Source organism: Streptomyces sp. NPDC052042, assembly GCF_044548345.1.
GTDB lineage: Bacteria > Actinomycetota > Actinomycetes > Streptomycetales > Streptomycetaceae > Streptomyces.
On the sequence record NZ_JBIUBU010000015.1, the window covers coordinates 129217 to 150922 of the forward strand.

The 21706-nt window shown below is 73.3% G+C and carries 18 protein-coding genes; 6 read left to right on the forward strand and 12 right to left on the reverse strand.

Going from position 1 to position 21706, the window contains the following annotated elements; genetic code table 11:
* Positions 1-267 precede the first annotated feature (267 nt).
* Positions 268-573, reverse strand: coding sequence for a 4a-hydroxytetrahydrobiopterin dehydratase (locus ACIHCL_RS23725; protein WP_399864548.1), 306 nt, complete (start codon positions 571-573; stop codon positions 268-270).
* Positions 574-636: 63 nt separating this feature from the next.
* On the opposite strand from ACIHCL_RS23725, the gene ACIHCL_RS23730 reads away from it, so the two are divergent.
* A complete protein-coding gene (locus tag ACIHCL_RS23730) occupies positions 637-1476 on the forward strand; it encodes a helix-turn-helix domain-containing protein (RefSeq protein WP_399864549.1) in 840 nt (279 codons plus the stop codon).
* A 130-nt stretch (positions 1477-1606) separates the two neighbouring features.
* Here the strand turns inward: ACIHCL_RS23730 and secD are convergent, their stop codons facing one another.
* The 6 genes from secD to ACIHCL_RS23760 all read right to left on the reverse strand — a co-directional run bounded on the left by secD (position 1607) and on the right by ACIHCL_RS23760 (position 10748).
* Positions 1607-4105 carry a protein translocase subunit SecD gene (gene secD, locus ACIHCL_RS23735; RefSeq protein ID WP_399864550.1) on the reverse strand — a complete coding sequence of 833 codons (2499 nt, stop codon included), beginning with the start codon at positions 4103-4105 and terminating at the stop codon, positions 1607-1609.
* Between the two features lie 58 nt (positions 4106-4163).
* Positions 4164-4742, reverse strand: a complete 579-nt coding sequence (locus ACIHCL_RS23740) for a hypothetical protein (RefSeq protein WP_399864551.1) — start codon at positions 4740-4742, stop codon at positions 4164-4166.
* A gap of 29 nt (positions 4743-4771) precedes the next feature.
* Positions 4772-5596, reverse strand: coding sequence for a rod shape-determining protein (locus tag ACIHCL_RS23745; protein ID WP_399864552.1), 825 nt, complete (start codon positions 5594-5596; stop codon positions 4772-4774).
* A gap of 171 nt (positions 5597-5767) precedes the next feature.
* On the reverse strand, positions 5768-7882 hold the full coding sequence (ligA, locus tag ACIHCL_RS23750; protein ID WP_399864553.1) for an NAD-dependent DNA ligase LigA: 2115 nt from the start codon (positions 7880-7882) through the stop codon (positions 5768-5770).
* A gap of 47 nt (positions 7883-7929) precedes the next feature.
* Positions 7930-10170 (reverse strand): phage holin family protein, encoded by a 2241-nt coding sequence (locus ACIHCL_RS23755; protein WP_399864631.1) that lies wholly within the window; start codon positions 10168-10170, stop codon positions 7930-7932.
* Between the two features lie 164 nt (positions 10171-10334).
* Entirely contained in the window at positions 10335-10748 is a 414-nt protein-coding gene (locus ACIHCL_RS23760; RefSeq protein WP_399864554.1) for a hypothetical protein, read from the reverse strand.
* A 581-nt stretch (positions 10749-11329) separates the two neighbouring features.
* Between ACIHCL_RS23760 and ACIHCL_RS23765 the strand changes: the two genes are divergently transcribed.
* Together ACIHCL_RS23765 and ACIHCL_RS23770 are read left to right on the forward strand one after the other, a co-directional pair.
* Positions 11330-12121: an MBL fold metallo-hydrolase gene (locus tag ACIHCL_RS23765; protein ID WP_399864555.1), complete on the forward strand. Its 792-nt coding sequence runs from the start codon at positions 11330-11332 to the stop codon at positions 12119-12121.
* Complete coding sequence (locus ACIHCL_RS23770; RefSeq protein WP_399864556.1) at positions 12118-12738, forward strand: DedA family protein; 621 nt, start codon at positions 12118-12120, stop codon at positions 12736-12738. The genes ACIHCL_RS23765 and ACIHCL_RS23770 overlap by 4 nt, the downstream gene beginning before the upstream one ends.
* Positions 12739-12979: 241 nt before the next feature.
* On the opposite strand, the gene ACIHCL_RS23775 is transcribed toward ACIHCL_RS23770, so the two are convergent.
* Positions 12980-14218, reverse strand: a complete 1239-nt coding sequence (locus tag ACIHCL_RS23775; protein WP_399864633.1) for an aminotransferase class I/II-fold pyridoxal phosphate-dependent enzyme — start codon at positions 14216-14218, stop codon at positions 12980-12982.
* A gap of 223 nt (positions 14219-14441) precedes the next feature.
* On the reverse strand, positions 14442-15293 hold the full coding sequence (locus ACIHCL_RS23780; RefSeq protein WP_399864558.1) for an SMP-30/gluconolactonase/LRE family protein: 852 nt from the start codon (positions 15291-15293) through the stop codon (positions 14442-14444).
* 528 nt (positions 15294-15821) lie between these two features.
* Here ACIHCL_RS23780 and ACIHCL_RS23785 point away from each other — a divergent pair.
* From ACIHCL_RS23785 to ACIHCL_RS23795, 3 genes are all read left to right on the forward strand, one after another.
* Positions 15822-16637, forward strand: coding sequence for a methyltransferase domain-containing protein (locus tag ACIHCL_RS23785; protein ID WP_399864560.1), 816 nt, complete (start codon positions 15822-15824; stop codon positions 16635-16637).
* Positions 16638-16661: 24 nt separating this feature from the next.
* Positions 16662-17015: a VOC family protein gene (locus ACIHCL_RS23790; RefSeq protein ID WP_399864561.1), complete on the forward strand. Its 354-nt coding sequence runs from the start codon at positions 16662-16664 to the stop codon at positions 17013-17015.
* 342 nt (positions 17016-17357) lie between these two features.
* Positions 17358-17732: a DUF6204 family protein gene (locus ACIHCL_RS23795; RefSeq protein ID WP_399864562.1), complete on the forward strand. Its 375-nt coding sequence runs from the start codon at positions 17358-17360 to the stop codon at positions 17730-17732.
* A gap of 4 nt (positions 17733-17736) precedes the next feature.
* Here the strand turns inward: ACIHCL_RS23795 and asnB are convergent, their stop codons facing one another.
* The 3 genes from asnB to ACIHCL_RS23810 all read right to left on the reverse strand — a co-directional run bounded on the left by asnB (position 17737) and on the right by ACIHCL_RS23810 (position 21683).
* Positions 17737-19587 carry an asparagine synthase (glutamine-hydrolyzing) gene (asnB, locus tag ACIHCL_RS23800; RefSeq protein ID WP_399864563.1) on the reverse strand — a complete coding sequence of 617 codons (1851 nt, stop codon included), beginning with the start codon at positions 19585-19587 and terminating at the stop codon, positions 17737-17739.
* 417 nt (positions 19588-20004) lie between these two features.
* Entirely contained in the window at positions 20005-20586 is a 582-nt protein-coding gene (locus ACIHCL_RS23805) for a GNAT family N-acetyltransferase (protein WP_399864564.1), read from the reverse strand.
* A 155-nt stretch (positions 20587-20741) separates the two neighbouring features.
* On the reverse strand, positions 20742-21683 hold the full coding sequence (locus ACIHCL_RS23810) for an LD-carboxypeptidase (RefSeq protein WP_399864634.1): 942 nt from the start codon (positions 21681-21683) through the stop codon (positions 20742-20744).
* Positions 21684-21706: the final 23 nt, after the last annotated feature.

Here is a 21706-nt window from a genome sequence, read left to right on the forward strand (position 1 = left end):
CGGCGGAGGATCGGCCGCGTACCGGCCTGTACGCGGGTGATGCGACAACGCGGCGAGCGTACGTTCCGGGCGGCGCGGCGGGGCAAACGCCGCCGGGAGGGCACCAGGCGCCGCGGCAGGCAACGTTTGCCCGTCAAGGAGCGCGTACGGTGCATGCTCTCGGTGTGCCGGCCGGAAACCCTCGTACTGGACGTACTCGGGTTTTCGGCCGGTGCGGCGAGAGGGCGTGCCGGACGTCGCGACGGGGCGAACGTGCCTGATGCGGCACTAGCGCACGCCGTGCCCGCCCGCGATCGCCGCCACCCGCGCGGCGAGGTTCAGGTCGTACCCCGTGACCACGCCGCCCGCGTCATGGGTGTTCACGGACAGAGTGACGGTGTTGTATCCGAGGGTCAGGTCGGAGTGGTGGTTCAGTTCGTCCTGGATCTGCGCCACGTGCACGGTCAGCCCGACGGCGGCGAAGTGCGTGTGCAGGCGGTAGGTGCAGGTGATCCGGTCTCCCTTCAGCGACCAGCCGGGCAGGTCGGCCAGACGCTCCTCGATCTCCTGTCGCGACAGTGGTTCGGCGGGCATGCTTCGGCTCCCTCACAAGCGGTCGGTTCCGGTCCGCGGTGCCGGTGACGTTACGGTCTGGGTATGACAACTGTCGCGCCTGACACGGGAGTGGGCCCGCAGCTACGCCGTTGGCGGGAGCAGCGGCGGATCAGTCAGCTGGAGCTGGCGCTCCGCGCCGACTCCTCCGCCCGGCACATCTCCTTCATCGAGACGGGCCGCTCCCGTCCCAGTGAGGAGATGGTCCTACGTCTGGCGGACCACCTCGACGTCCCGGTCAGGGAACGCAATGCCCTGCTGGTGATGGCCGGTTACGCGCCCCGCTACCCGCAGACCTCCTTCGACGATCCGGTGCTGGGTCCGGTACGGGAGGGGATGGAGCGGCTGCTCCGGGGATACGACCCGTATCCGGCGCTGGTCGTCGACGGCATGTACGACGTGGTGGCGGCAAACCGGGGAATAGAGATGCTGCTGGAGGGGGTGGCCGGGCATCTGCTGGTGCCGCCGTTGAACGCGATGCGGCTCACGCTCCACCCGGAGGGTCTGGCCCCGCGCATCCGCAACCTCCCGGAGTGGCGCGCCGATCTGCTCGACCAGATGCGGCGTCAGATGGCCCTGGCCCGGTCGTCGGGACTGCGCGAGCTGTACGAGGAGGTCGCCGGCTATCCGCTGCCGCAGCGCATCGAGGGTGCGGAGGGCTCCGCGCCGGCCAGGAGCGCAAAGCGAGCGGACGGCGGGACCGGTGCCGCGCCGGCCTTCGCGCTGCCGCTGCGCATCGAGCACGGTGGGCGGGTGCTCTCGTTCGTCTCGTCCATCGCGACATTCAACACGCCGATGGACGTGACGGTGGCCGAGCTGGCCATCGAGACGTTCCTGCCCGCCGATCGGGCGACCGCCGACCATCTGCGGTCTCTCGCTCACTGACGGCCGGACGGGGCCGGGGGGCGCCGTCACCCGCCGGACTGGCTGCGGCCGACACACCCCGCCCCCGCCCGCGGCCGGGGTTCCGGCCGCGGGCGGGGGCGGGCAAGGGGCGTCGTGACGGTCGGAGCCGCTACACGCGTGCTCCGTTGTCGAGCGGATCCCGTTGTGCCACCGGCTTTCCGGAGCTCCGCCCGGCGGACCGCTTCCGCGCGGGCGGCGGAGCCTTGCTGCTCTGTTCCAGCAGCAGCGCGGCCGGCACGGCGGCCATCACCGAGGAGTACGTTCCGACGCAGATGCCGATCAGCAGGGAGAGCGCGAAGTCCGCGAGGGAGTCGCCACCGAGCACGGCGAGGGCGGTCAGGATGAAGAGGGCGCCCATGCCCGTGTTGATGGTTCTCGGCACGGTCTGGAGCACCGCCCGGTTGGCGACCTCCGCGATGGGCGTGCGCCGGGCCTTCGCCCACAGTTCCCGGACCCGGTCGAAGACCACCACGGAGTCGTTGACGGAGTAGCCGATGACGGTGAGGAGCGAGGCGAGGAAGATGCCGTCGACGGTGCGCCCGAGCCAGGCGAAGGCACCGACCAAGACGATGACGTCGTGGACCAGCGCCCCGACGGACGCCACGGCGAACGTCCAGCGGAACCGCACCACCAGATAGGCCAACTGCACGAGAATGGCGATGGCGAGCGCGATCAGGGCATTGCGCCGGAGTTCGTCCCCGAGGCTCGGGCCGATGAGTTCGTCGCGGACCTTGGTGGTCTCGCCGCCCTCCTTCGCGAGGGCCGTGCGGACGGTTTCCGCGCCTTCGTCGTCGAGCTTCCCGGTGCGTACGGAGAGGTCGCCGGAGCCCGCCGTGGTGACCTCGGCGTCGGGGAATCCCGCGTCGCTCAGGAGGGACCGGGCGCGCTCCACGTCGACCGGACGGCTCGTCGAGTACTCCATGAGCCGGCCGCCGGTGAACTCGACGCCCAGGTTGACGCCGCGTACGACGATGCCGAGGACCGCGATGACGACGAGCGAGGCGGAAACCATCAGCCAGCGGCGCGGGAAACGCATCACCTGGGGGTTGCGGCGGTTCAGCCAGGTGCGCACCCGGCCGGGGCTGGCGATGCCGTTGACGCCGGCGCGGCCGCTCACCAGGCGCGACCCCGAAGCGATCTCGGTGAGCGCGCGGGCGATGACGAGCGCGGAGAACATCGAGGCGATCACACCGACGGCAAGGGTGACACCGAAGCCCTTCACCGGCCCGGAGCCGAGGAAGAAGAGCAGTCCCGCCGCGATCAGCGTCGTGACGTTGGAGTCCGCGACGGCGCTCCACGCACCGCGGAACCCGCCGGTCAGCGAGGCGCGCAGGCCACGGTTCGGATGCTGTTCGTGTTCTTCTCTGGCCCGTTCGAAGACGAGCACGTTGGCGTCGACCGCCATGCCGATGGCCAGCACGAACCCGGCCAGGCCGGGCAGGGTGAGCGTGACGCCGAGGGCGACCAGGGCTGAGTAGGAGATCAGCCCGTACGCGGCGAGCGCGACGGCGGCGAGCGCGCCGAAGAGCCGGTAGACGATGGTGATGAAGAGCGCGGTGGCAGCGGCGCCGATGAGGGCGGCGCGCGCGCTGGCGTCGATGGCGGCGGCACCGAGCGTCGGGCCGACGGTCCGCTGCTCCACGATCTCGACCGGAAGCGGCAGGGCGCCGCCCTCGATCAGCAGCGCCAGTTCGCGGGCCTCCTCGGCGCTGAACGAACCGGTGATCTGGGTGGAGCCGGACGGCAGGCCGACCCCGCAGGCGACCGAGGGGGACACCTGCGGCGAGGAGATGATCCGCTCGTCGAGGACGATGGCGACGCGGCGACGGTCGTCCTGGACAGGGTTGCAGGCTGCTTCACCGGTCAGCCGGGACCATTCCTTTCCCGCCTTCTTCTGGAAGTCGAGCGAGACGCTCCAGCCGGCGCCCTGCTGGGCGTCGAACGAGGCGGTGGCCTGCTTGACGCCCGCTCCGGACAACCGGGCCGGGCCGAGGTCGAGGAGGCGTCCCTGCTCGTCGGGGAGCGTCAGTCCGCCGTCGGCCTTGCGCTTCCCCTTCCCGCTCTCGCCCTGCTTCTCCTCGGCCTTCGGGTCATCGGCCTTCTGGCCTTCTGCCTTGCCCGCCTTGTCACCCTTCTCGGCCTTGTCCTCGGGCTTGTCCCCGGCACCGGCCTTGTCCTCGGCCTTCGGGTCGTCGGCCTTCTTGTCACCGGCCTTCTCGCCGCCGGTCCCGCCGTCCTTCTCCTCAGCCGGGGTACCGGGGCCCAGGATCGCGTGGAAGCTGAGCTGGGCGGTCTTGCCGACGACCTCCGCCGCCTTGCGCGGGTCCTGGACGTCCGGCAGCTCGACGATGATCCGGTCCTCACCGGAACGGGTCAGCGTGGGTTCGGCGACGCCGAGCGAGTCGATGCGCTGGCGGAGCACCTCAAGAGTGCGGTCGGTGCTCTCCCGGTCCGCCTTCGCGGTGTCCGAGTCCTTGGTCTGGAGCACCATTCTGGTGCCGCCCTGAAGGTCGAGGCCGAGCCTGGGTGACATGTTCAGCGTGATGAGCACGGAAACGAGCAGCACGGCAACAGCCAGAACCGCTCGCACCGTGGTGGCGCGAGTCATGGGGAATCCTCCGAGAGAGCGCCGTGTGCCCTCGGCTGGGCGAGGACGGGACGGCGGTTCAGTGGGACGGGACCGGCGGCCGGACGGGGATCAGGACCCGTACCGGAACGGTGGCCGGTGGCCGGTGGCCGGCCGTCCTCGGAGGCCCGCGCACGCCGGGGAGCAGGACGCGGAAGCGGTCGACGGTGCGCGAGAGTGCGGCGGGCACCGGTCGTGGCAGGAGACGCGGGGGGCGAAGACCCGGTGCGCCGGGCACCAGGGACTCGGGCCCGGACGGCGGAAGCAACTGCACGACGCGGGCGTACTCGGCACCGGCCCTGGGCTGGAACCCGGTACCGGTCATGGGGGCGAGCCGATGGCCGTCGGCCGGCGTGGCCGTGCGGGTGCGGCGGGAGTCGTGGGCGGAGCCCGTGCGGACGGTCCGGTCGGCGTGCGAGATCGGCTGACGGGCGTCGGGCGACTGTGCGGCGGGGGGCGGAGCACCGGCGAACGGCCCCGCCGCGTACAGGGCTCCGGCCGCCGTGGGCGCGCCGCCGACGACGGTGAGCACGGCGAGCAGCAGACGGGCGAGGAGCCGACGGCCCGCCCGCGCGCGTGCGTGGCGTGCCGGACCGTCCGGCCGGGCCCCTGGGGGCACGTTCCCCGGGGGCGGCCCCGGGAGGGGGGTCACCTCTGTCGGCCCGACAGAGCAGGTTCCGCACCCGCCCGGCGGAGCACCGAGCTGAGGATCAGCCCCGCGCCGCGCACGACCGTGGTCGCCGGGTCGTCGACGCGACGTACCGGGACGCCGAGACGGGCCGCTATCCGGTTGGTGACGTCCGGGCGCGCGGCACCGCCGCCGGCGAGCAGCGGCCCCTTGCGCAGCGCGCCCAGGACGGCGCCGTGCCGGTCCTGCTTCCACATCGCCGAGGCCAGGTCCAGGACGGTGCGGACGACGTCGGTGGGCGGTTCGCCCGGGCCGAGGTCGCTGAGTCCCGTCTCGGCCTGGCGGGCGTCGCGGATCCGTCCGCCGACCAGGAGCGTCACCTCGGTCAGTTCCGCGCCGATGTCGACGACGAGCAGTGGCCCGCCGCCCCGTGGTCCGGCGCACGCGGCGGCGGCCCTGGCACTGTCCAGGACGATGACGCGCGTCGGGCCGAGGGAGGCGACCGCCTGCCTCGCGGCCGCTCGGTGCTCCGCACCGGCGAGAACGGGATGGCTGAGCAGGATCACGGTGTCGCTGCGTTCCGGGCCCAGGGCCGTATCGGCGAGGCGGGCGAGCATCCGCCCGCAGGACGCGGGGTCGACGATGCGCCCCCGGCGGACGGGGCGCCCGTGCCCCGTCACGTCGCCGACTCCGGCACAGGCGGCGGTGTCGGCCACGACGCCGCGTCCGGGCACCCAGGCGCGGGTTCCGGAACTGCCGAGATCGAGGGCGAGACCGCGGGTGACGCCCCGGAGTTCCCGGTGGAAGGACCGGTCGATTCGCGGTCCGTCGTGCAGCGAACGCATCGTCCCTCCCCCGGATCCGCCGGAGCCGCTGTAAGCACTTCCCAATGCACCCGCTGACAGCAAGGCATGGCCGAGACCTCACTATGCAATAGGGAGGCAAAGAAAGCCACTCTCAGGCAAATTCGAAGGCCCCGGCGTCACCGGGTGGTGGCCGAATGCCGTCGCCACGGATCAGGCCTCCACCGGCAGGAAATCCGCTATCAGTTCGGCGAATTCCTCCGGCGCGGCGATCCGGACGCCGAGGTCCTCGGCCTTGGCGCGCTTGGACCCCGCCTTCTCACCGGCGACCAGCAGCGTGGTGCGCTTGGAGACGCTGGACGACGCCTTCCCGCCCGCTCGCTCGATCAGTTCGTTCATCTGGTTGCGGGAGAGCTTCTCCAGCACACCGGTCATCGCACCGGTGACCACCACGGTCATGCCGTCGAGCGGCAGTGCGGCGGCCCCGTCCGCCTTCCCGGCCTCGGACGCGGCCTTTGCGGGTTCCTCTCCGGGCGCGGGCGGCGGCGTCGCCCCCGGCTCCGTCATGTTGACCCCGGCGGCCACCAGCTTCTCGATCAGCGGGGCCAGCTCCGCCAGCTCGGCGACGACGGCCGCGGCCTTCTCCGTGCCGATGCCGTCGACCCGCTGGAGCTCCTCGGCGTCGGCCGCCCTGATCCGGTCCATCTCCGCGAAGTACCGCGCGATCCGCCGTGACATGGAGCGTCCGGTGCCGCGCACGCCCAACGCGCAGAACACGCGGGACAGCGGTTGTGTCCGTGCCGTGTCGATGGCGGCGAGGAGGTTGTCCGTGCTGGTCTCGCCCATCCGCTCCAGGCCGAGCAGCTGTTCCCGTCCGAGTGTGAAGAGGTCGGCGAAGTCGGCGACCAGACCCGCGTCGACGAGCTGGACGACCCGGGTCGCGCCGAGTCCCTCGATGTCGAGCTGGTCGCGACCCGCCGCGTAGGAGATGGAGGCGACGAGGCGGCAGTCACGGCCCCTGACGCACCGCCAGCGCTGTTCGCTGGTGTCGATCTCGGATCCGCACTGCGGGCACGCCTCGGGGAAGACGACGGGCTGCTCCTCCCCGGTGCGCAGATGGGCGACGGCGGCCTCGATGCGGGGGATGATGTCGCCCGCCTTGTAGACCATGACCCGGTCGCCCAGGCGCAGATCGCGGCGGGTGATGTCGGCCGGGTTGTGCAGGGTGGCGTAGCTGACCGTCGACCCGTCGATCTCCACGGGTTCCAGCACGGCGCGCGGCGCGATGATGCCGGTCCTGCCCACGTTCCATTCGACGCCGAGGAGCCGGGTGACCTTCTCGACGGCCGGGAGCTTGTAGGCGATGGCCCAGCGTGGCGCCCGGGTGCCGGAACCGGCCTCGCGCTGGTCGGCCGCGAGATCGGCCTTCACCACGACGCCGTCGATGCCGAACGGCAGCGAGGCGCGCAGCCCCGCGATCTCCTCGACTCCGGCCTGCGCCTCCTCGACGGTGGTGGCGGTGCGCGGCGCCGCGTCCGTGGCCGCCGCGGTGTGAACGCCGAGCGCGGCGACGTACGCGAGGACCCCGCTGTGCGGCAGGTCGGCGAGGGTGTCGGACAGCGCCCCGGAATCGGCCGACGGCAGGGCGCCGTAGGCGAAGAACGTCATCTCCACCGTGTACGCCCGGTCCTTGGCGCGCAGGGTGCCCGCCGCGCCGTTCCTCGGATTGGCGAAGGGGGTGGCGCCGTGCTCGGTGCGCACCTCGTTGGCCCGTTCGAACTGCTCGTTCGTCATGAGGATCTCGCCGCGCAGCTCGATCGTGACGGACTCGGTGAGCTCTCCGGGAAGACCGGCCACGGTGCCGATCGCATGCGACACGTCCTCCCCGGCGGTGCCGTCGCCCCGGGTGATCAGCTGCTCCAGGCGGCCCGCCCGGTAGCGGGCGGCGACGGCCAGCCCGTCGAGCTTCGGCTCCACACTCCACGCGGTGACGGGCCTGCCGATGCGGCGCTCCAGCGACGCCGTCCACGCGGCGAACTGCTCGGCGGAGAAGACGTTGTCCAGGGAGAGCATCGGCGCCGTGTGCGGCACGTCACCGGTGGCGGCGCCGCCCGCCACCTTGCCGGTCGGGGACGCGTCCAGCACCTCCTGCGGGTGCTCCCGCTCGTATGCGGCGATCCCCCGGGCCAGCCGGTCGTACCCGTCGTCGTCGAGCACGCTCTCGCCCGTGGCGTAGTAGGCCGCCGCGGCCCGCGACGCTTCTTCGACCGCGGCGGCGTAGGCGGCGGCATCGGCGAGCACAACAGCTGAGTTCGTCATGGCCCCCATCCTGCCGCCCACCACTGACAACCCCTCCGATCAGGGAGAACACCACCTCAGCCGACCGCGGGAACGGCCCCGCCCGCCCCGTCGGCGTCCCCCGCCGTGTTCTCGGCCCCCGCCCCGTCGGTCCGTCCCGCCACGCCGCCCGCTCCCGCCCCGTCGGCATCCTGGACCGCGTCACGCGCGCCCGCCCCGTCGGCACCGCCCGCGGCACGGAGCGCCCCCGTCCGGGCAGACCGGTCCGCCGCGCTCCGGGCGGCCGTCGAGGACGCCTGCGTCCACCGGCTCGGCGCCGGCGGTGCCGTTGGCTCCGCGCACTCCCGCAGCCAGCGCCGCAGCACCTTGTGCACCTGTTCGGCTCCCACCAGCTCGCAGCCGTCCGCCACCGGGGCGGACAGGTCCGTCGGCCACAGCAGGAACGGCCGGGACTGGGCGCCGCCGAGCCCGCCGTGCGAGCCGATCTGCTCCTCGAAGGCGTGCACGGTGCCGGTGGACGCGTCGTGCGTCGAGTTCACCATGATGTCGGCGACGTGGGGGAAGGTGTCGGTGCGACGGATCGCGGCCGCCGCGCCGGGGCCGAACGGGGCCAGCGGCCCCTCCCCGTCGCGCAGTTCCGACACCGGGATCTCGGCGCCCGCGCCGCCCAGCACGACCGATCCGTGGCGCTCGCTGCGGACCAGCAGGAAACCGATGCCGGGGTGGTTGGCGAGGGTGCCCAGCAGCGCCGGGCGGCTCCGGTCGAGTTGTTCGCGCGAGGCGCGTCCCTCGATGTCGGGGAAGGAGACCAGACCGAGGTTGCCGGACGCGAGGACGACCGGGTCGGACGGCTCGGCGCGGTGCTCCGCCTCCCCCTCCTCGGCCGGGCGCCGGTGCAGGGCGATCCGTACCGCGTCACGCGCCTCCGAGCCGCTGCGGGTGCGCTGCGCCCGCCGGGACACGGGCAGACCGCAGCCCGCCCGCACCAGGTCCTTGAGGGTCAGCCCGTACGCCCCCGCGAAGGTCTCCCCGGGGCTCTGGCCGTGGTCGGAGAGCAGCACGATCCGGTACCGGCGCGGGGTGTGTTCGGCGACCTTGGCGATCAGCGCGAGCGACCGGTCCAGCCGCGCGAGCAGCTTCTCCGCGTCACGGCTGTGCGGCCCGGAGTGGTGCGCCACCTCGTCGTACGCGACGAGGTCGGCGTAGACGGCGGTGCGTCCGGCGAACATGTCCCCGATGACGGCGGCGACCACCACATCGCGTTCGACGACGGTCGCGAAGGCCCGGATGAAGGGGTAGAGCCCGCCGCGCCTGATCCGCGGCGTCTCCTTCCGGATGCGGGCCCGGGTCGACTGGCCGATCTCGCGGCAGACCTCCGCGACGAACGACAACGCCGTGCGCACGGCGTTGGCCGGATCGGAGAAGTAGGCGAAGTACCCCGCCCGGGAACGGCGCCCCCTGCCGCGCCGGGCCGCCATGGACAGGACGAGTGCCAGCTGGTCGGCGCCGCCGCTGAAGAGGTTGCCGCAGCTGGCGCCGTCGACCGCGAGCAGCCCTCCGTCCCGGGTGCGGGCGATGGCCCTGCGCTGGAGTTCGAGGGCGCTCGCGGGCCGGCTGGAGACCATGACGTCACCGGTCTCCTTCTCGTACCAGCGGAAGGCGGGGACGTCGTGGTTGGTGCCGTGCAGGATGCCGAGCTGGCTGGCACCCGTCTGGCTGGACCAGTCGGTGCGCCAGGGGGCGAGCCGGTGGCCCCCGTCGTCCGCCAGCCACCGCGCGACGGTCGGCATCAGATCGGCGTCCGCCGCCCTGGCGAGCAGGTCGTGGCCGACGCCGTCGAGTTGGATGAAGACCATGCCCGGCGGGCCGCAGCGGCCGTGGTCGGCCCCGCTGCGGCGGCGTCGGCGGTCGGCGAGCCGGGACAGGCGCCTCCGGTAGGCGTCGTCGTCGCGGACGGCGAGCGCCGTGGACGTGGCCGAGGCGACCGCGGACATCACGGCCGCGACGACGACCGCCGTCTGTGGGTCGGCCGCGCCGCGGCCGTCCGGTATGAGCCGCAGGGCGAGCAGCAGCAGCGAGCCGTTCAGGAAGAAGACGAGCAGTCCGAGGACGAGCGCGGGCACGACCAGCAGTGCCCGTACCAGGACCGGCCAGACGAGTGCGGAAAGCAGTCCGAACGCCCCGGCGCCCCAGGCCGCGGTGAACGCGGTCTTGGTGATGCTGTCGCCGTCGGGCGACTGGAGCCGGAAGTCCGGCAGTATCCCGGCGAGCACCAGCATCGTGAGCGTCGAGACCGTCCACACCACGACCACGCGCATCAGGGCACTGCCGGCCGCTCGCCATCGCCCGTCACCCACGCCCTACCCACCTCACATCCGGACCCCGCCGTTCCGGGCCCTGTCCCTCAGCCTTTCACAGCGCGGCGGCCCAACCGTCGGGGGCGGGTCCACGCGCCGAACGGGGCCGGCGGCGGAGAGAGGCTTCAGCGGCCGTCGTAGCCGGCGGTGGGCATGGAGAGCCTGCGGTGCACGCTCGCCTTCGTCCTGGCGTTGTACGGCGGCTCGTCCAGCCCGGCGATCTCCAGGCGCACACCCCGCCGCGCGCACTCCGCGGCGAACTCCGGAACCGACGTGAGGGCGCGTTCCAGCACCCGGTCGTTGGCGGCGACGAACCCCTCGACGTCGCCGCTCTCGACATCGGTCCACAGGGCGTGGTGGTCGGGGCGCAACCGGTAGAAGCGGAGCTGGCGGGTGACGACGTATCCCTTGTCGGCGGCCCAGCGGGCGCACATGTCGTGCTGGCCGCGGGTGTCCACCAGGAACGGGTCGCTGTCGAGTTCTTCGAGCGGTGTGAGACTGGCGATGACCGCCACCCGTACGTCCACTGCGTCCCCCAAGGCCGTCCCCCCGTGCTGGGCCGTGTCCGACAAATCCTGATCCGCGCGACGCCCGGCACGCGCCGCGTCGTCGCGGTCGTCCGCGCACATCCCGTACGAGCGTGTCCCGCCGCCCCGCGACGTCGAGGCACCACACACATCGCGCGCCCCGCCTCGCACGGGCGAACGGCGGCATGCGCCGGGCGTGGACCGGACGTACGCGCGACCCTACCGCTCCTGTCCCCACACAAAAAGGCGCATGTCGGGACGGGAAGAGCGCGCGACACCGCGCGACACGGCGGTGCGCCCGCGCGCGCCGGAGCAAAGTGGCGACGAGGGCGCACGGAGCGAGGAGAGAGCATGAAGGTGGCACCGGGGTACGCCGTGGCATAAGCCCGAGGACGCGGTGCGCTCCTCCGTACGGCGAGGCCGTACGAAGAACGCGTCGGCCCAGGTGCGCGGAGGACACCTCGGCCGGTGCGGGGAGGTCGCGTCCACCGACGGGAGCCCGGCCCACCCGGTCCGGCGACGGTGTTGCGGGACAGCCCGTAGGCTCGGATGCCGGAGCCGAAGAGGAAGTCCGGGGAACGAGGAGGTGCCGCGTGCCGGTGGAAGTCACCTGGTGGGGCCATGCCACCTGCACGATCGAGGACTCCGGGGTACGTGTGCTCACCGATCCGCTGTTCGTGCAGCGCCTGGCCCATCTGCGCCGGCGCCGCGGCGAGCTGCCCGGTCCGGAGGCAGCGGTCGCCGATGTCGTGCTCGTCTCGCATCTCCACTCCGACCACCTGCACCTGCCGTCGCTGGCCCGGCTCGCGGCGGGCGGCCACCTGGTGGTGCCGGTGGGTACGACGCGCACCGTGCCGGGGCTCCGGCGGGTCTGCTCGGCACGCCGACTGCGGATCACCGAGGTGGCCCCGGGTGACGAGGTCCGGTTCGGCGGGACGGACGGGATACGCGTCCGCGCGGTCCCCTCGCTGCACGACGGCAGGCGCCTGCCCATGGGACGGCACCGCTGCCCCGCACTGGGTTACGTGATCGAGGGCGAGGCCCGGACGTACTTCGCGGGCGACACGGGGCTCTTCGACGACATGGCCCGGATCGTCGGACCGGTGGACGTGGCGCTGCTGCCGGTGGGCGGCTGGGGCCCCTACCTGGGCCAGGGCCATCTGGACGCGGCGCGGGCGGCGCAGGCCCTGACCCGGCTGGCTCCCCGGGCCGCCGTGCCCGTGCACTACGGCACGTACTGGCCGATCGGGCTGGACGGCGTCCGGCCGCACGAGTTCCACTCCCCGGGTGACGAGTTCGTCCGCAAGGCGGCGCTGCTGGCGCCGGAGGTGGCGACGCACCGGCTGTCGCACGGCGAGCGCGTGCGGCCGGAGGCCGCCAGGTGATACAGGAGGTCGTGCGGCAGCTTCCCCCGGAGTCGACGCAGCAGGCGGTGGGCTACCCCTCCCTGTTTCTCTTGGTGACGCTGGGATCGCTGGTGCCGGTGGTACCGACGGGTGCGCTGGTCAGTTCAGCAACGGTGGTGGCGCTGCACCAGTCGTCGCCGTTCGCGCTCCTGGTGGTCTTCGCGGTGGCCTCGACGGCCGCGTTCGTCGGCGATGTCTGCCTGTACTGGCTCGGCCGGCGCGGAGTGCGGTCGAGGAACGGCTCGAGGTGGCTCCGGACCATCAAGGACCAGGCCGCCCCGGAACGGCTGGAGCAGGCGCGGCGCAAGCTGGACGAGAACGGGGCGATGGTCCTCGTGCTGTCCCGGCTGATTCCCGCGGGGCGGATTCCCGTGATGCTGGCCTGCCTGCTGAGCCGGATGCCGTTGCACCGGTTCGCCCGCGGCGACGTGCCGGCCTGCCTGGCCTGGGCCGCGGCGTACCAGCTGATCGGCGTGCTCGGCGGCTCGCTGTTCCCCGAGCCGTGGCAAGGATTGGTGGTGGCGGTGGGACTGACGCTGCTGGTCAGCGGTGGTCCGGCGGTGTGGCGCAGGATGCGGGCCCGATTCGGCCACTGAGCGGGCCGAGTCGCCGTCCGGGTCCGTCGATGGGCCTCGGGAAGGGCCCGTCGGCGAGCTTCCGCACGCATCCGGGTCGGAGCGGGTCCACTCGGCACGCAACCGGGCCGGTCCGGTCGGCGCCGGTCCGAGCGGGCGCGGCCGGCCCGGGTCCGAGCGGGCTGCGTCGGCGTCGGGTCCGCCGGGTGCGGTCGGTGGGCGGGCTCCGCGGAGTTTTCGCAGCGCCTTCCGCGGGATTCCGTCAGCGGAGGTCCGCGAGGGCCGCTTGGAACCGGTTCAGGGCGCCGCGCACATGCGGCAGGTCCAGTGGCCGTTCGGCGGCGAGCGACTCCAGCCGCTGTTCCGGGGTCGTCCCGATCAGCGCCTCGGTCCCCAGCCGTACCCGCAGGGCCCCCAGATCGTCGCCGAACCGGTGACCACCGGGCGCGGACGTCCCCAGACGTTCCGTCAGATACTCCTCCAGCTCCAGCGAGTCGGTGACGCCCCGGTCGGCCAGCCGGGATCTCAGGGGCCCCAGGTCGGCGTAGAGATGGCGTCCCGCCTGTGGGGGCCTGGCGAGCGCGCCCGCCGCGAGGACCGCGTGGTAGGCCGCCGCCGAGACCCACGCGTGGAGCGCGGCGGACCGCCGGACCCGGTCCAGGACCGGGTCCGGCCCGCGCAGCGCATGGGCGGCGGCCACGGCCACGGGGACCGCGACGAGCGCGCCGAGCGCGGTGAGGACGTCGAGCGCACGGGCGTGGCAGGCCGCCCCGCGCACGGTGTCCGGGAACCGGGCGATCGCGACCGGCCAGGCCGACGGGGTCAGCGCCCCGGCCAGATCGCAGACGACCGTGACGTCGTCCGGGCACATCTCGGCCGGGCTGAGCAGGACCGTGTCCTGCGGCCGGTGCAGGGTGTCGCGCCAGGTCTCGTCGCTGACGATGTGCAGCCCTTCGGCGACCGCCGCCTCGCATGCCTCGCGCACGAGTTCCGGCGGGGCCACGGTGGCGGTCGGGTCGTCGGCGACGGAGAGCAGCAGCAACCGGGGCCTGCCGCCCTCGGCGCGCACTCTGCGAATGGTCTCCAGCAGCGCGTACGGGTCGGGAACGCCGCCGCACTCGGCGGGCGTCGGCACCTGGTAGGCGGGGCTGTCCAGCAACCGGGCCTGCGGGATCCAGGTGGCGGGGCACGGACGCGGGATCAGGACGTCGCCGCCGTGCGCGGCGATGAGCGCGAGCAGCAGCGACGAGGCACCCGGCGCGGCGGCGACGTGCTCCGGTCCGCCGTGCAGGCCGTGCCGGGACCAGTAGGAGGTGGCGGCCCGGCGAAGGGCGCTCCCGCCACCGGTCGGCTCGGGGGCACCGCACCCGGCCGCGGCGGCGAGCACCCCGGCCAGTTCGGGCAGGACGGGAAGGCCGGGGTCGGGGGCGGGCGGCCCGTACCGGACGGGGCCGTGGCCCTCCCGCACGGAGTGTCCGCCGCCGCGCCCCGCGGGCCCCATCCGGCCGGCCCGCCCTTGGGGCCCCGTGCCCCGCGCGTGGTGCCCCGCGTCCTGAGTGTGCTCGGTCCGCTCCCGCGCCATCCGGGTCTCCTTCGCCGCGCCGTCGCCGTTGCCCCGGCGTCTGTCACGCTCAGGGCCTTTATACGAGGGTTCGACGGTCCCCGCCCGATGGAGCCCGTCGGCCGGGAGCCGGAGACGCCGGGGCCCCGGGCCGGGTCCGGTGTCAGCCGGCGAAGGGCGTCCCCGGCATACCGTGCCCCGCGCCCGGCAGCACCAGCAGCGAGCCGGACAGCGGATGCGGGGAGTCCAGCCCGACGCGGGCCGTGGAGATGTAGAGGTCGCGCAGGTCCGTACCGCCGAAGGTACAGGCCGTCGGACGCTGGACCGGCAGCTCGACGACCCGGTCCAGGTAACCGTCGGGGGTGTAGCGGCGCACCGCCGCGCCGTCCCACAGCGCGACCCAGACGGCTCCGTCGGCGTCGACGGTCAGCCCGTCGGGGAATCCGGCGCCTTCCTCGATCACGGCGAACGGCCGCCGGTTCACGGCGTGTTCACCGTCGAAGTCGAAGACGTCGACGCGGCGCGTGGGGGTGTCGACGTAGTACATCAGCCGCTCGTCCGGGCTCCAGCCGATGCCGTTGCTGCACGCCACCACGGGCAGCACCGAGGTGACCCCGCCGTCGGGGGCGACGCGGGCGAGGCTGCCGCCGATCTCGCTCTCCTCGTAGCGCATGGTGCCCGCCCACAGCGCTCCATCGGGTGCGACCGCCGCGTCGTTGCCCCGGCGTCCGGGCTCGGGATCGTGAACCAGCCAGCGGAAGGCGCCGTCCGGGTCGTACAGACCGACGCCGTCGCGCAGGTTGACCACGAGCCCCCCACCCACCCGCGGTTTGGCCGCGCCGACGTGCTGCTCGGTGGTCCGCACCGTACGGCGGCCGCTCACCGGGTCGAAGGTGTGCACACGGGCAGCGAGGATGTCGACCCAGATCAGCCGGCCGGTGACCGGGTCCCAGGTCGGGCCCTCGCCCAGTTCGGCTTGTTCGGATACGGCCACGTCCAGGCGCGCGGAACTCATGTCTGCCCCTTGTGGAGTCCGATCCGCGCCGGAGGCCCGCGGCGCCGCGGGCCCGAGGTCCGCCGGCCCCGCGCGTCCGGCCTGACGGATCGTGGGTTCGTTACGGAGAGTCCGGCCACGGGCCGGAATCTGGACCACAGCGTAAGCGGGGCCGCACGCGTCCCGCACGCGACATTGTCGGCGGACGCCCGAACGGCACACACGCGAAGCCCCGCGAACGGACGGCGGAGCCCGTCGGGGACGGCCCGGCGGTCCGGCGCGGGGGCTCGGTGGTGGGCGGCCGATCGGGGGAAGCGCGGTCCGGACGGCCGCCGCCCGTCGCCGCGTCGCCCCGGCCGGTCGACGCCGACCGATGCGACAGCTGCCCATATGGCAAGACAGACGTCTCAGAATGCGACGCAGGCGCGTACGGTGTCGTCATCGGGGTGCCGCCTCCGGCCGGTTGCTACCGGCCGGTGCGGCCCTTGTCCGGGCCCGGCACCCGACACCCGGCGCGCCCCGCCCCGCGCCCCGAGCAAGGAGCCACGCATGGCCACGCCGGAGAGGCCCGCCGTCTACACGCACGGCCACCACGAGTCCGTCCTGCGCTCGCACCGGTGGCGTACGGCCGCGAATTCCGCGGCGTACCTCATCGGCGAACTCCGTCCCGGCATGTCCGTCCTGGACGTCGGCTGCGGGCCCGGCACCATCACCGCGGACCTCGCCGCGCTGGTCGCCCCCGGCCGGGTGACCGCCGTCGACACCAGCCGGGAGGTCCTGGCCCGGGCGGCCGAGGTGGCGTCCGAACGCGGCCTGGATGGCATCGAGTTCGCGACCGGTGATGTGGAGGCCCTGGACTTTCCCGACGACTCCTTCGATGTCGTCCACGCCCATCAGGTGCTCCAGCACGTGGCCGACCCGGTGCGCGCCCTGAGCGAGATGCGCCGGGTCTGCCGGCCCGGCGGCATCGTCGCGGCCCGCGACAGCGACTACGCGGCGATGACCTGGTACCCAGAGGTCCCGGGCCTGGACAGCTGGCTGGATGTGTACGGCCGGGTCGCCCGGGCCAACGGCGGCGAGCCGGACGCGGGCCGCCGTCTGCTCTCGTGGGCCCGGCGGGCCGGTTTCACCGACATCGCCCCGACCGCCGCCGCCTGGTGCTTCGCCACCCCGGAGAGCCGCGCCTGGTGGAGCGGGCTGTGGGCGGACCGCACGGTCGATTCGGACTACGCGAGGTCGGCCGTGACGGGCGGTCATGCCGATGCCGGGGAACTGGCCGCGATCGCCGCAGCCTGGCGTGCGTGGGGAGCGCGGGACGACGCCTGGTTCATGGTCCCGCACGGCGAGATCCTCTGCCGGGCCTGAAATCCGGCAACTACCCTGTCCCGCATGGACATTCTGGGAACCACACTCCGCATCTGCGTCGACGACCTGGAGGCCGCGGTGGCCTTCTACGAGGAGCTCACGGACAGTTCCGCGCTGCGCTTCGAGCGTGGTGGGGTCTCGGTCGCCGCGATCGGCTGCTTTCTCCTGATGAGCGGGCCGGAGGCGGAGTTGGAGATCCTGCGCAAGGTCACGGCGACGATCGCGGTCAAGGACGTCGACGCGGCCCATACCGCGCTCACCCGGGTCGGCGCCCGCGTCCTCGCGGGTCCGGTGGCCACCCCGGTGGGCCGCAATCTGATCGCCGTGCATCCGGACGGCTCCGTCTTCGAGTACGTCGACCGGCAGCTGTCCCCCTGAGCGGCGCCGCCCCGGTCCGTGGACGCCGGAGGCGGCCCGCCGACCGGGCCCGTACGCGGCCCCGCGGGGTCTGCGCGGTCATCGGGCCAAAGCCCGCTCACCGGACCGCCGCACGCGTACGGGGCCCGGTCCTCGTTGGTGTCGCGTGACGGTCCGGCGCGGTCGCGGTCGACGGCGGCGTGCTTCCCGGAGTCGGCCCGCGTAATTGCGTGCGTACCGTGCCCCGGTCTCCGTACGCTGGCCGTTCACGGGCGGAAGCGGTCCGCGGACGGGCACGGCCTGGGCGTGGAAGCTCCTCGCAAGCGGAAGCCCTCAGCTACGGAACGCGGAGTGGGAGTCACGATGAGCACCCAGCACACCTACCGAGTGATCGTGCGCGGCACCTGGCAGGGCCTGACGGAAGAGGCACGCACCCGACTCCTGTCGGAGGTCGACGAGCACGGGATCAGCGCGATGCGGTTCACCGAGGAGGGCTCGCTCTCCTACGACCGGGGGCTCAAGCACTTCAGCTTCCGCTTCGTCGTGGTGTCCAACGCCGCTGACGGCGAGGAGATGGCATCCGCGATCGCCGAGGACCGGGCCGAGACCCTGCTCGGAGAGCTGGGGTGCGGCCACGGCGAACTCCGTTCCACCGCCACGGACATGGACACCATGAAGATCAACCACAAGGGCCGGCGGACGAGCGCGGCGACCGCCGCGCGGCCCGCCGCCGTCTGAGGGCTCAGCCGAGCTCCACCTCGGGCCGGTACATGTCCAGCCACATCGCGAGGTCCAGGGTGCGTTCCAGCCCTCGCCGGGACGCACCGGTGACCTGCGGATCGGAGTGTTCGTCGGCCGCCTTCCGCAGCCGGTCGCGGTCGATGAGCCCGAAGACCCGGTGGTCCGGGCGGGCGAGCAGGTCGCGGGCGTGCTCCTGGAGGGCGCGGGCGTATTTCGGGTCCTGCGTCGACGGATAGGGGCTCTTGGTCCGCTCGTACACCGATCGGGGCAGCACGTCCGCGACGGCCTCGCGCAGCAGGCTCTTCTCCCGGCCGTCGAAGGATTTCAGCGCCCAGGGCGTGTTGTAGACGTACTCGACGAGCCGGTGGTCGCAGAACGGCACTCGGACCTCCAGGCCGACCGCCATGCTGGCCCGGTCCTTCCGGTCGAGCAGGACGCGGACGAACCGGGTCAGGTGGAGGTGGCAGATCCGGCGCATGCGGTACTCGAAGTCGCTCTCGCCGACGAGTCGTTCGATGCCCGCGACGGCGGATTCATAGCTTTCGCGGATGTACGACCGCAGGTCGAGGGCCTGGTGCACGTCGTCCCGGAGCATGTCCGCGTCCTCACCGAACTGCTCGGAGTAGCGGACCAGCCAGGGGAAGGTGTCGGCCCGGCGTGCCTCCTCGTCGAAGAACTGGAGGTAGCCGCCGAAGACCTCGTCGGCGGACTCGCCGGACAGCGCGACGGTCGAGTGCTCGCGGATGGCCCGGAAGAGCAGGGAGAGCGAGGTGTCCATGTCCCCGAGCCCCATGGGGAGGTCCCGGGCCCGGATCACCCGGGCGCGTGCCTCGGGGTCCGCGAGGGTGTCCGGGTCGAGCACGATGTCGCGGTGGAGGGTGCCCGACCGCCGGGCCACGTCGTGCACGAACGGGGTGTCGGGTGTGGTGCGCAGTTCGTCGGCGACGAAGTTCTCGGTCCGTCCGACGAAGTCGACCGCGAAGGTGCGGACCTTCTCCCCGCTCTCGGCGAGCCGCCGCGCGGCGAGCGCGGTGACGGCGGACGAGTCGAGCCCCCCGGAGAGCAGGACGCAGCGGGGTACGTCGGAGACCAGCTGGCGGCTCACGATGTCGTCGAGCAGCGAGCGCACGGTGACGATCGTGGTGTCCCGGTCGTCGGGGTGCGGGCGGGTCTCCAGCCGCCAGTAGACGTGCCGGCGCGGACCGTCGCGGTCCACGGTGACGGTCGTGCCGGGCTCGACCTCGTACATGCCGTCCCACACGGCGTGACCGGGGGTCTTGACGAGGCTGAACAGCTCACGGAGCCCGTCGGCGGTCACCCGGGGCCGGGCCAGCGGGTTGGCGAGTACGGCCTTGGGCTCCGAGCCGAAGAGCACTCCGTCGGACGTCGGCCAGTAGTAGAACGGCTTGACGCCCATCCGGTCGCGGATCATGACGAGCTTGTCGTGGCGGCCGTCCCAGACGGCGAAGGCGTACATGCCGTTGAGCCGTTCGGCGACGGCCTCGCCCCACTCCAGGTAGCCGTGCAGCACGACCTCGGTGTCCGAGTCGGTGGTGAAGCGGTGACCGCGTGTGGTCAGTTCGCCGCGGAGTTCGGTGAAGTTGTACGCCTCGCCGGAGTAGACGAGGGCGACGTCCCCGTCGGGTGTGGGGACGGACATGGGCTGGCGTCCGCCCGGCAGGTCGATGATCGCCAGCCTGCGGTGCCCGAGCCCCGCGTGCTCGGCGGTCCAGGTCCCCCGGTCGTCCGGGCCCCGGCAGGCCATGGTCTCCGTCATCGCGTCGAGCACCGCGGTGTCCTCGGTTCCCCGCAGGTCGCGGTCGAAGGAGACCCAGCCGGCTATGCCACACATACGCGTCCTTCCGATTCGGTCCCGGCCGGAAGCGGTCGTACCCACGGTTCGCCCCGGTGCGGCGGCGTGCCGGGGGCGAGGGCCCGGCAGAACCGGTCGTGAACCAGTTGCATGAGGCAGCTATACGACGAGGCTCCGCCTGCGATCGCCCGCGGTCAACACGAACGCCGCGTCGGCGGGCGCGCTCCCTGCCACTTTCGGCCGACGCTTTCCCTTTCCTGTACGAAGCTCCGCGCCGCGCGGCCGTGGAATACGGCTTCGCGGGCGGGGGCGGCGCTCCGATCCGGCCATGGGCAAAGACTTCCCCAACCCGGATGCGGCCGGTGGAGTGGGACCGGTCGGCGGGAGAGACCGGGAAGGGGCGGGCCGACAGCAGGGGGCAGGGCCGGCAAAGACCGGTGCGGGGCGGGCGTCCGGTCAGCCCGTCGCGCGCCTCGGCATCTCGGCCGTGAGCGCCCACCGCTCGTGGTCGCGCCAGGCCCCGTCGATCAGGAGGAAGTCGGGCGAGAACCCTTCGAGACGGAAACCGGCCCGTCGGACGAGGGCCAGCGACGCCTCGTTGCCGGGCTGGATGTTGGCTTCCAGGCGGTGCAGCCCGAGCGGCCCGAAGGCGTGGTCCAGGACCAGTTCCAGCCCCTCGCCCATCAGACCGCGGCCCGCGGCGTGGGCGAAGGCGCCGTACCCGAGCGCGCCGCAGCGAAAGCCACCGCGCACGATGTTGTTGATGTTGATGAATCCGGCGATCGCGCCGCAACCGCTTCCCTGCCCGCGTGCGCGTCGGCAGACCAGGAAACCCGCCTTCGTGGGGTCCTCGATCAGCCGACCGGCGTACACGGCGTACGCGTCGGCGTCGAGGGGCGGGAAGAGCCAGGGACGATGCAGGTCCCGGCTCTCCCCCGCACGGGCGATGAACTCTTCGGCGTCCGCGTGCCGGTAGGGGCGGATCGCCACCCGGCGTCCCTCGGCCAGACAGTCGGCCTCCGCTTGGGTCTCAGGCATCCGGCCAGGTTAGGGGGTGCCCGTCGGTCCGGCACGCGGCGACCGCCCTCACCGCCTCCTCGAAGGGCGCGCCGGACCGCGTCGAAACAGCGGTCCGGCGCGCTCCTTGGCCGACGCTGTGGCCGCAAGGGCGCACGGCACCGGGGGCATGGAGCTCAGGCCAGGGCGGGTACCTCGGTGGTGAGCGTCGCCGGGCCACCGTCGGCGGGCGCGTCCAGCACGGCCGGCACACCGAGCGGAATCGTCAGCGCCGTCGGCCCGTGTCCGAAGCCCAGTTCCTCGACGACGGGCACGCCCAGGGGGCCGAGCCGGTCCGCGAGCACGGCCCGCACCCGCTCGTAGGGTCCGCACTCGGCCCACGAACCGCAGGCCACCCCGGTGATGCCGTCGAGTGCTCCGGCGCGCAGCAGTTGGGTGAGGACGCGGTCGATGCTGTACGGGTCCTCGGTGGTGTCCTCGATCACCAGCAGCCCGCCCCGGGCGGAGATCCGGGCGTGCGGGGTGCCGATGCCGGCGGCGAGCAGGCTGACGCAGCCGCCGAAGGTCACGCCGCGCGCCCGGCCGGGCACCAGTGCCCGCGCGCCGGGCAGCCCGAGAGTCCGCACCGACTCGGGCTCGAACAGGGTGGCCCGCAGGGATTCCTGGGTGTCCGGGTCCTTGAGGAAGGTCTCAGTGCCCACCATCGGACCGTGCAGGGTGGCGAGCCCCAGGTGCCGGGCGAACGCCTCGTGGAGCACGGTGATGTCGCTGTAGCCGATGAACACCTTGGGCCCGGCGGCGCGCATCGCGGCCCAGTCGACCAGGTCGACCACGCGGTGCGCGCCGTACCCGCCGCGGGCGCAGATCACCGCGTCGACGGCGGGATCGCACCACGCCTCCTGAAGGTCTCGCGCCCGCGCCTCGTCCGTTCCCGCCAGGTACTCCAACTCCGGGTGGACGGCGCGCGCATGGGGTGCCTCGACGGGTTCGAGGCCCCAGCGGCGCAGGATGTCGAGCCCGGCGTCCAGGCGGTCGCCGGGGACGGGCCCGCTCGGTGACACGACGGCGATCCCGGCACCGGGGCGCAGTCGGGCGGGGCGGATCAGCGGGGCGGGCATCCGCGGCACGGGGACCGGTCCTG

What these genes read in the sequence shown, in the direction of transcription:
- ACIHCL_RS23775 (WP_399864633.1), bottom strand. Translation starts at nt 14,218, where the DNA reads ATGGGGCCCGCGGGGCGCGGCGGCGGACACTCCGTGCGGGAGGGCCAC.
- secD (WP_399864550.1), bottom strand. Translation starts at nt 4,105, where the DNA reads ATGACTCGCGCCACCACGGTGCGAGCGGTTCTGGCTGTTGCCGTGCTG.
- ACIHCL_RS23810 (WP_399864634.1), bottom strand. Translation starts at nt 21,683, where the DNA reads ATGCCCGCCCCGCTGATCCGCCCCGCCCGACTGCGCCCCGGTGCCGGG.
- ACIHCL_RS23755 (WP_399864631.1), bottom strand. Translation starts at nt 10,170, where the DNA reads ATGCGCGTGGTCGTGGTGTGGACGGTCTCGACGCTCACGATGCTGGTG.
- ACIHCL_RS23745 (WP_399864552.1), bottom strand. Translation starts at nt 5,596, where the DNA reads ATGCGTTCGCTGCACGACGGACCGCGAATCGACCGGTCCTTCCACCGG.
- ACIHCL_RS23725 (WP_399864548.1), bottom strand. Translation starts at nt 573, where the DNA reads ATGCCCGCCGAACCACTGTCGCGACAGGAGATCGAGGAGCGTCTGGCC.
- asnB (WP_399864563.1), bottom strand. Translation starts at nt 19,587, where the DNA reads ATGTGTGGCATAGCCGGCTGGGTCTCCTTCGACCGCGACCTGCGGGGA.
- ligA (WP_399864553.1), bottom strand. Translation starts at nt 7,882, where the DNA reads ATGGGGGCCATGACGAACTCAGCTGTTGTGCTCGCCGATGCCGCCGCC.
- ACIHCL_RS23730 (WP_399864549.1), top strand. Translation starts at nt 637, where the DNA reads ATGACAACTGTCGCGCCTGACACGGGAGTGGGCCCGCAGCTACGCCGT.
- ACIHCL_RS23785 (WP_399864560.1), top strand. Translation starts at nt 15,822, where the DNA reads ATGGCCACGCCGGAGAGGCCCGCCGTCTACACGCACGGCCACCACGAG.
- ACIHCL_RS23790 (WP_399864561.1), top strand. Translation starts at nt 16,662, where the DNA reads ATGGACATTCTGGGAACCACACTCCGCATCTGCGTCGACGACCTGGAG.
- ACIHCL_RS23805 (WP_399864564.1), bottom strand. Translation starts at nt 20,586, where the DNA reads ATGCCTGAGACCCAAGCGGAGGCCGACTGTCTGGCCGAGGGACGCCGG.
- ACIHCL_RS23780 (WP_399864558.1), bottom strand. Translation starts at nt 15,293, where the DNA reads ATGAGTTCCGCGCGCCTGGACGTGGCCGTATCCGAACAAGCCGAACTG.
- ACIHCL_RS23795 (WP_399864562.1), top strand. Translation starts at nt 17,358, where the DNA reads ATGAGCACCCAGCACACCTACCGAGTGATCGTGCGCGGCACCTGGCAG.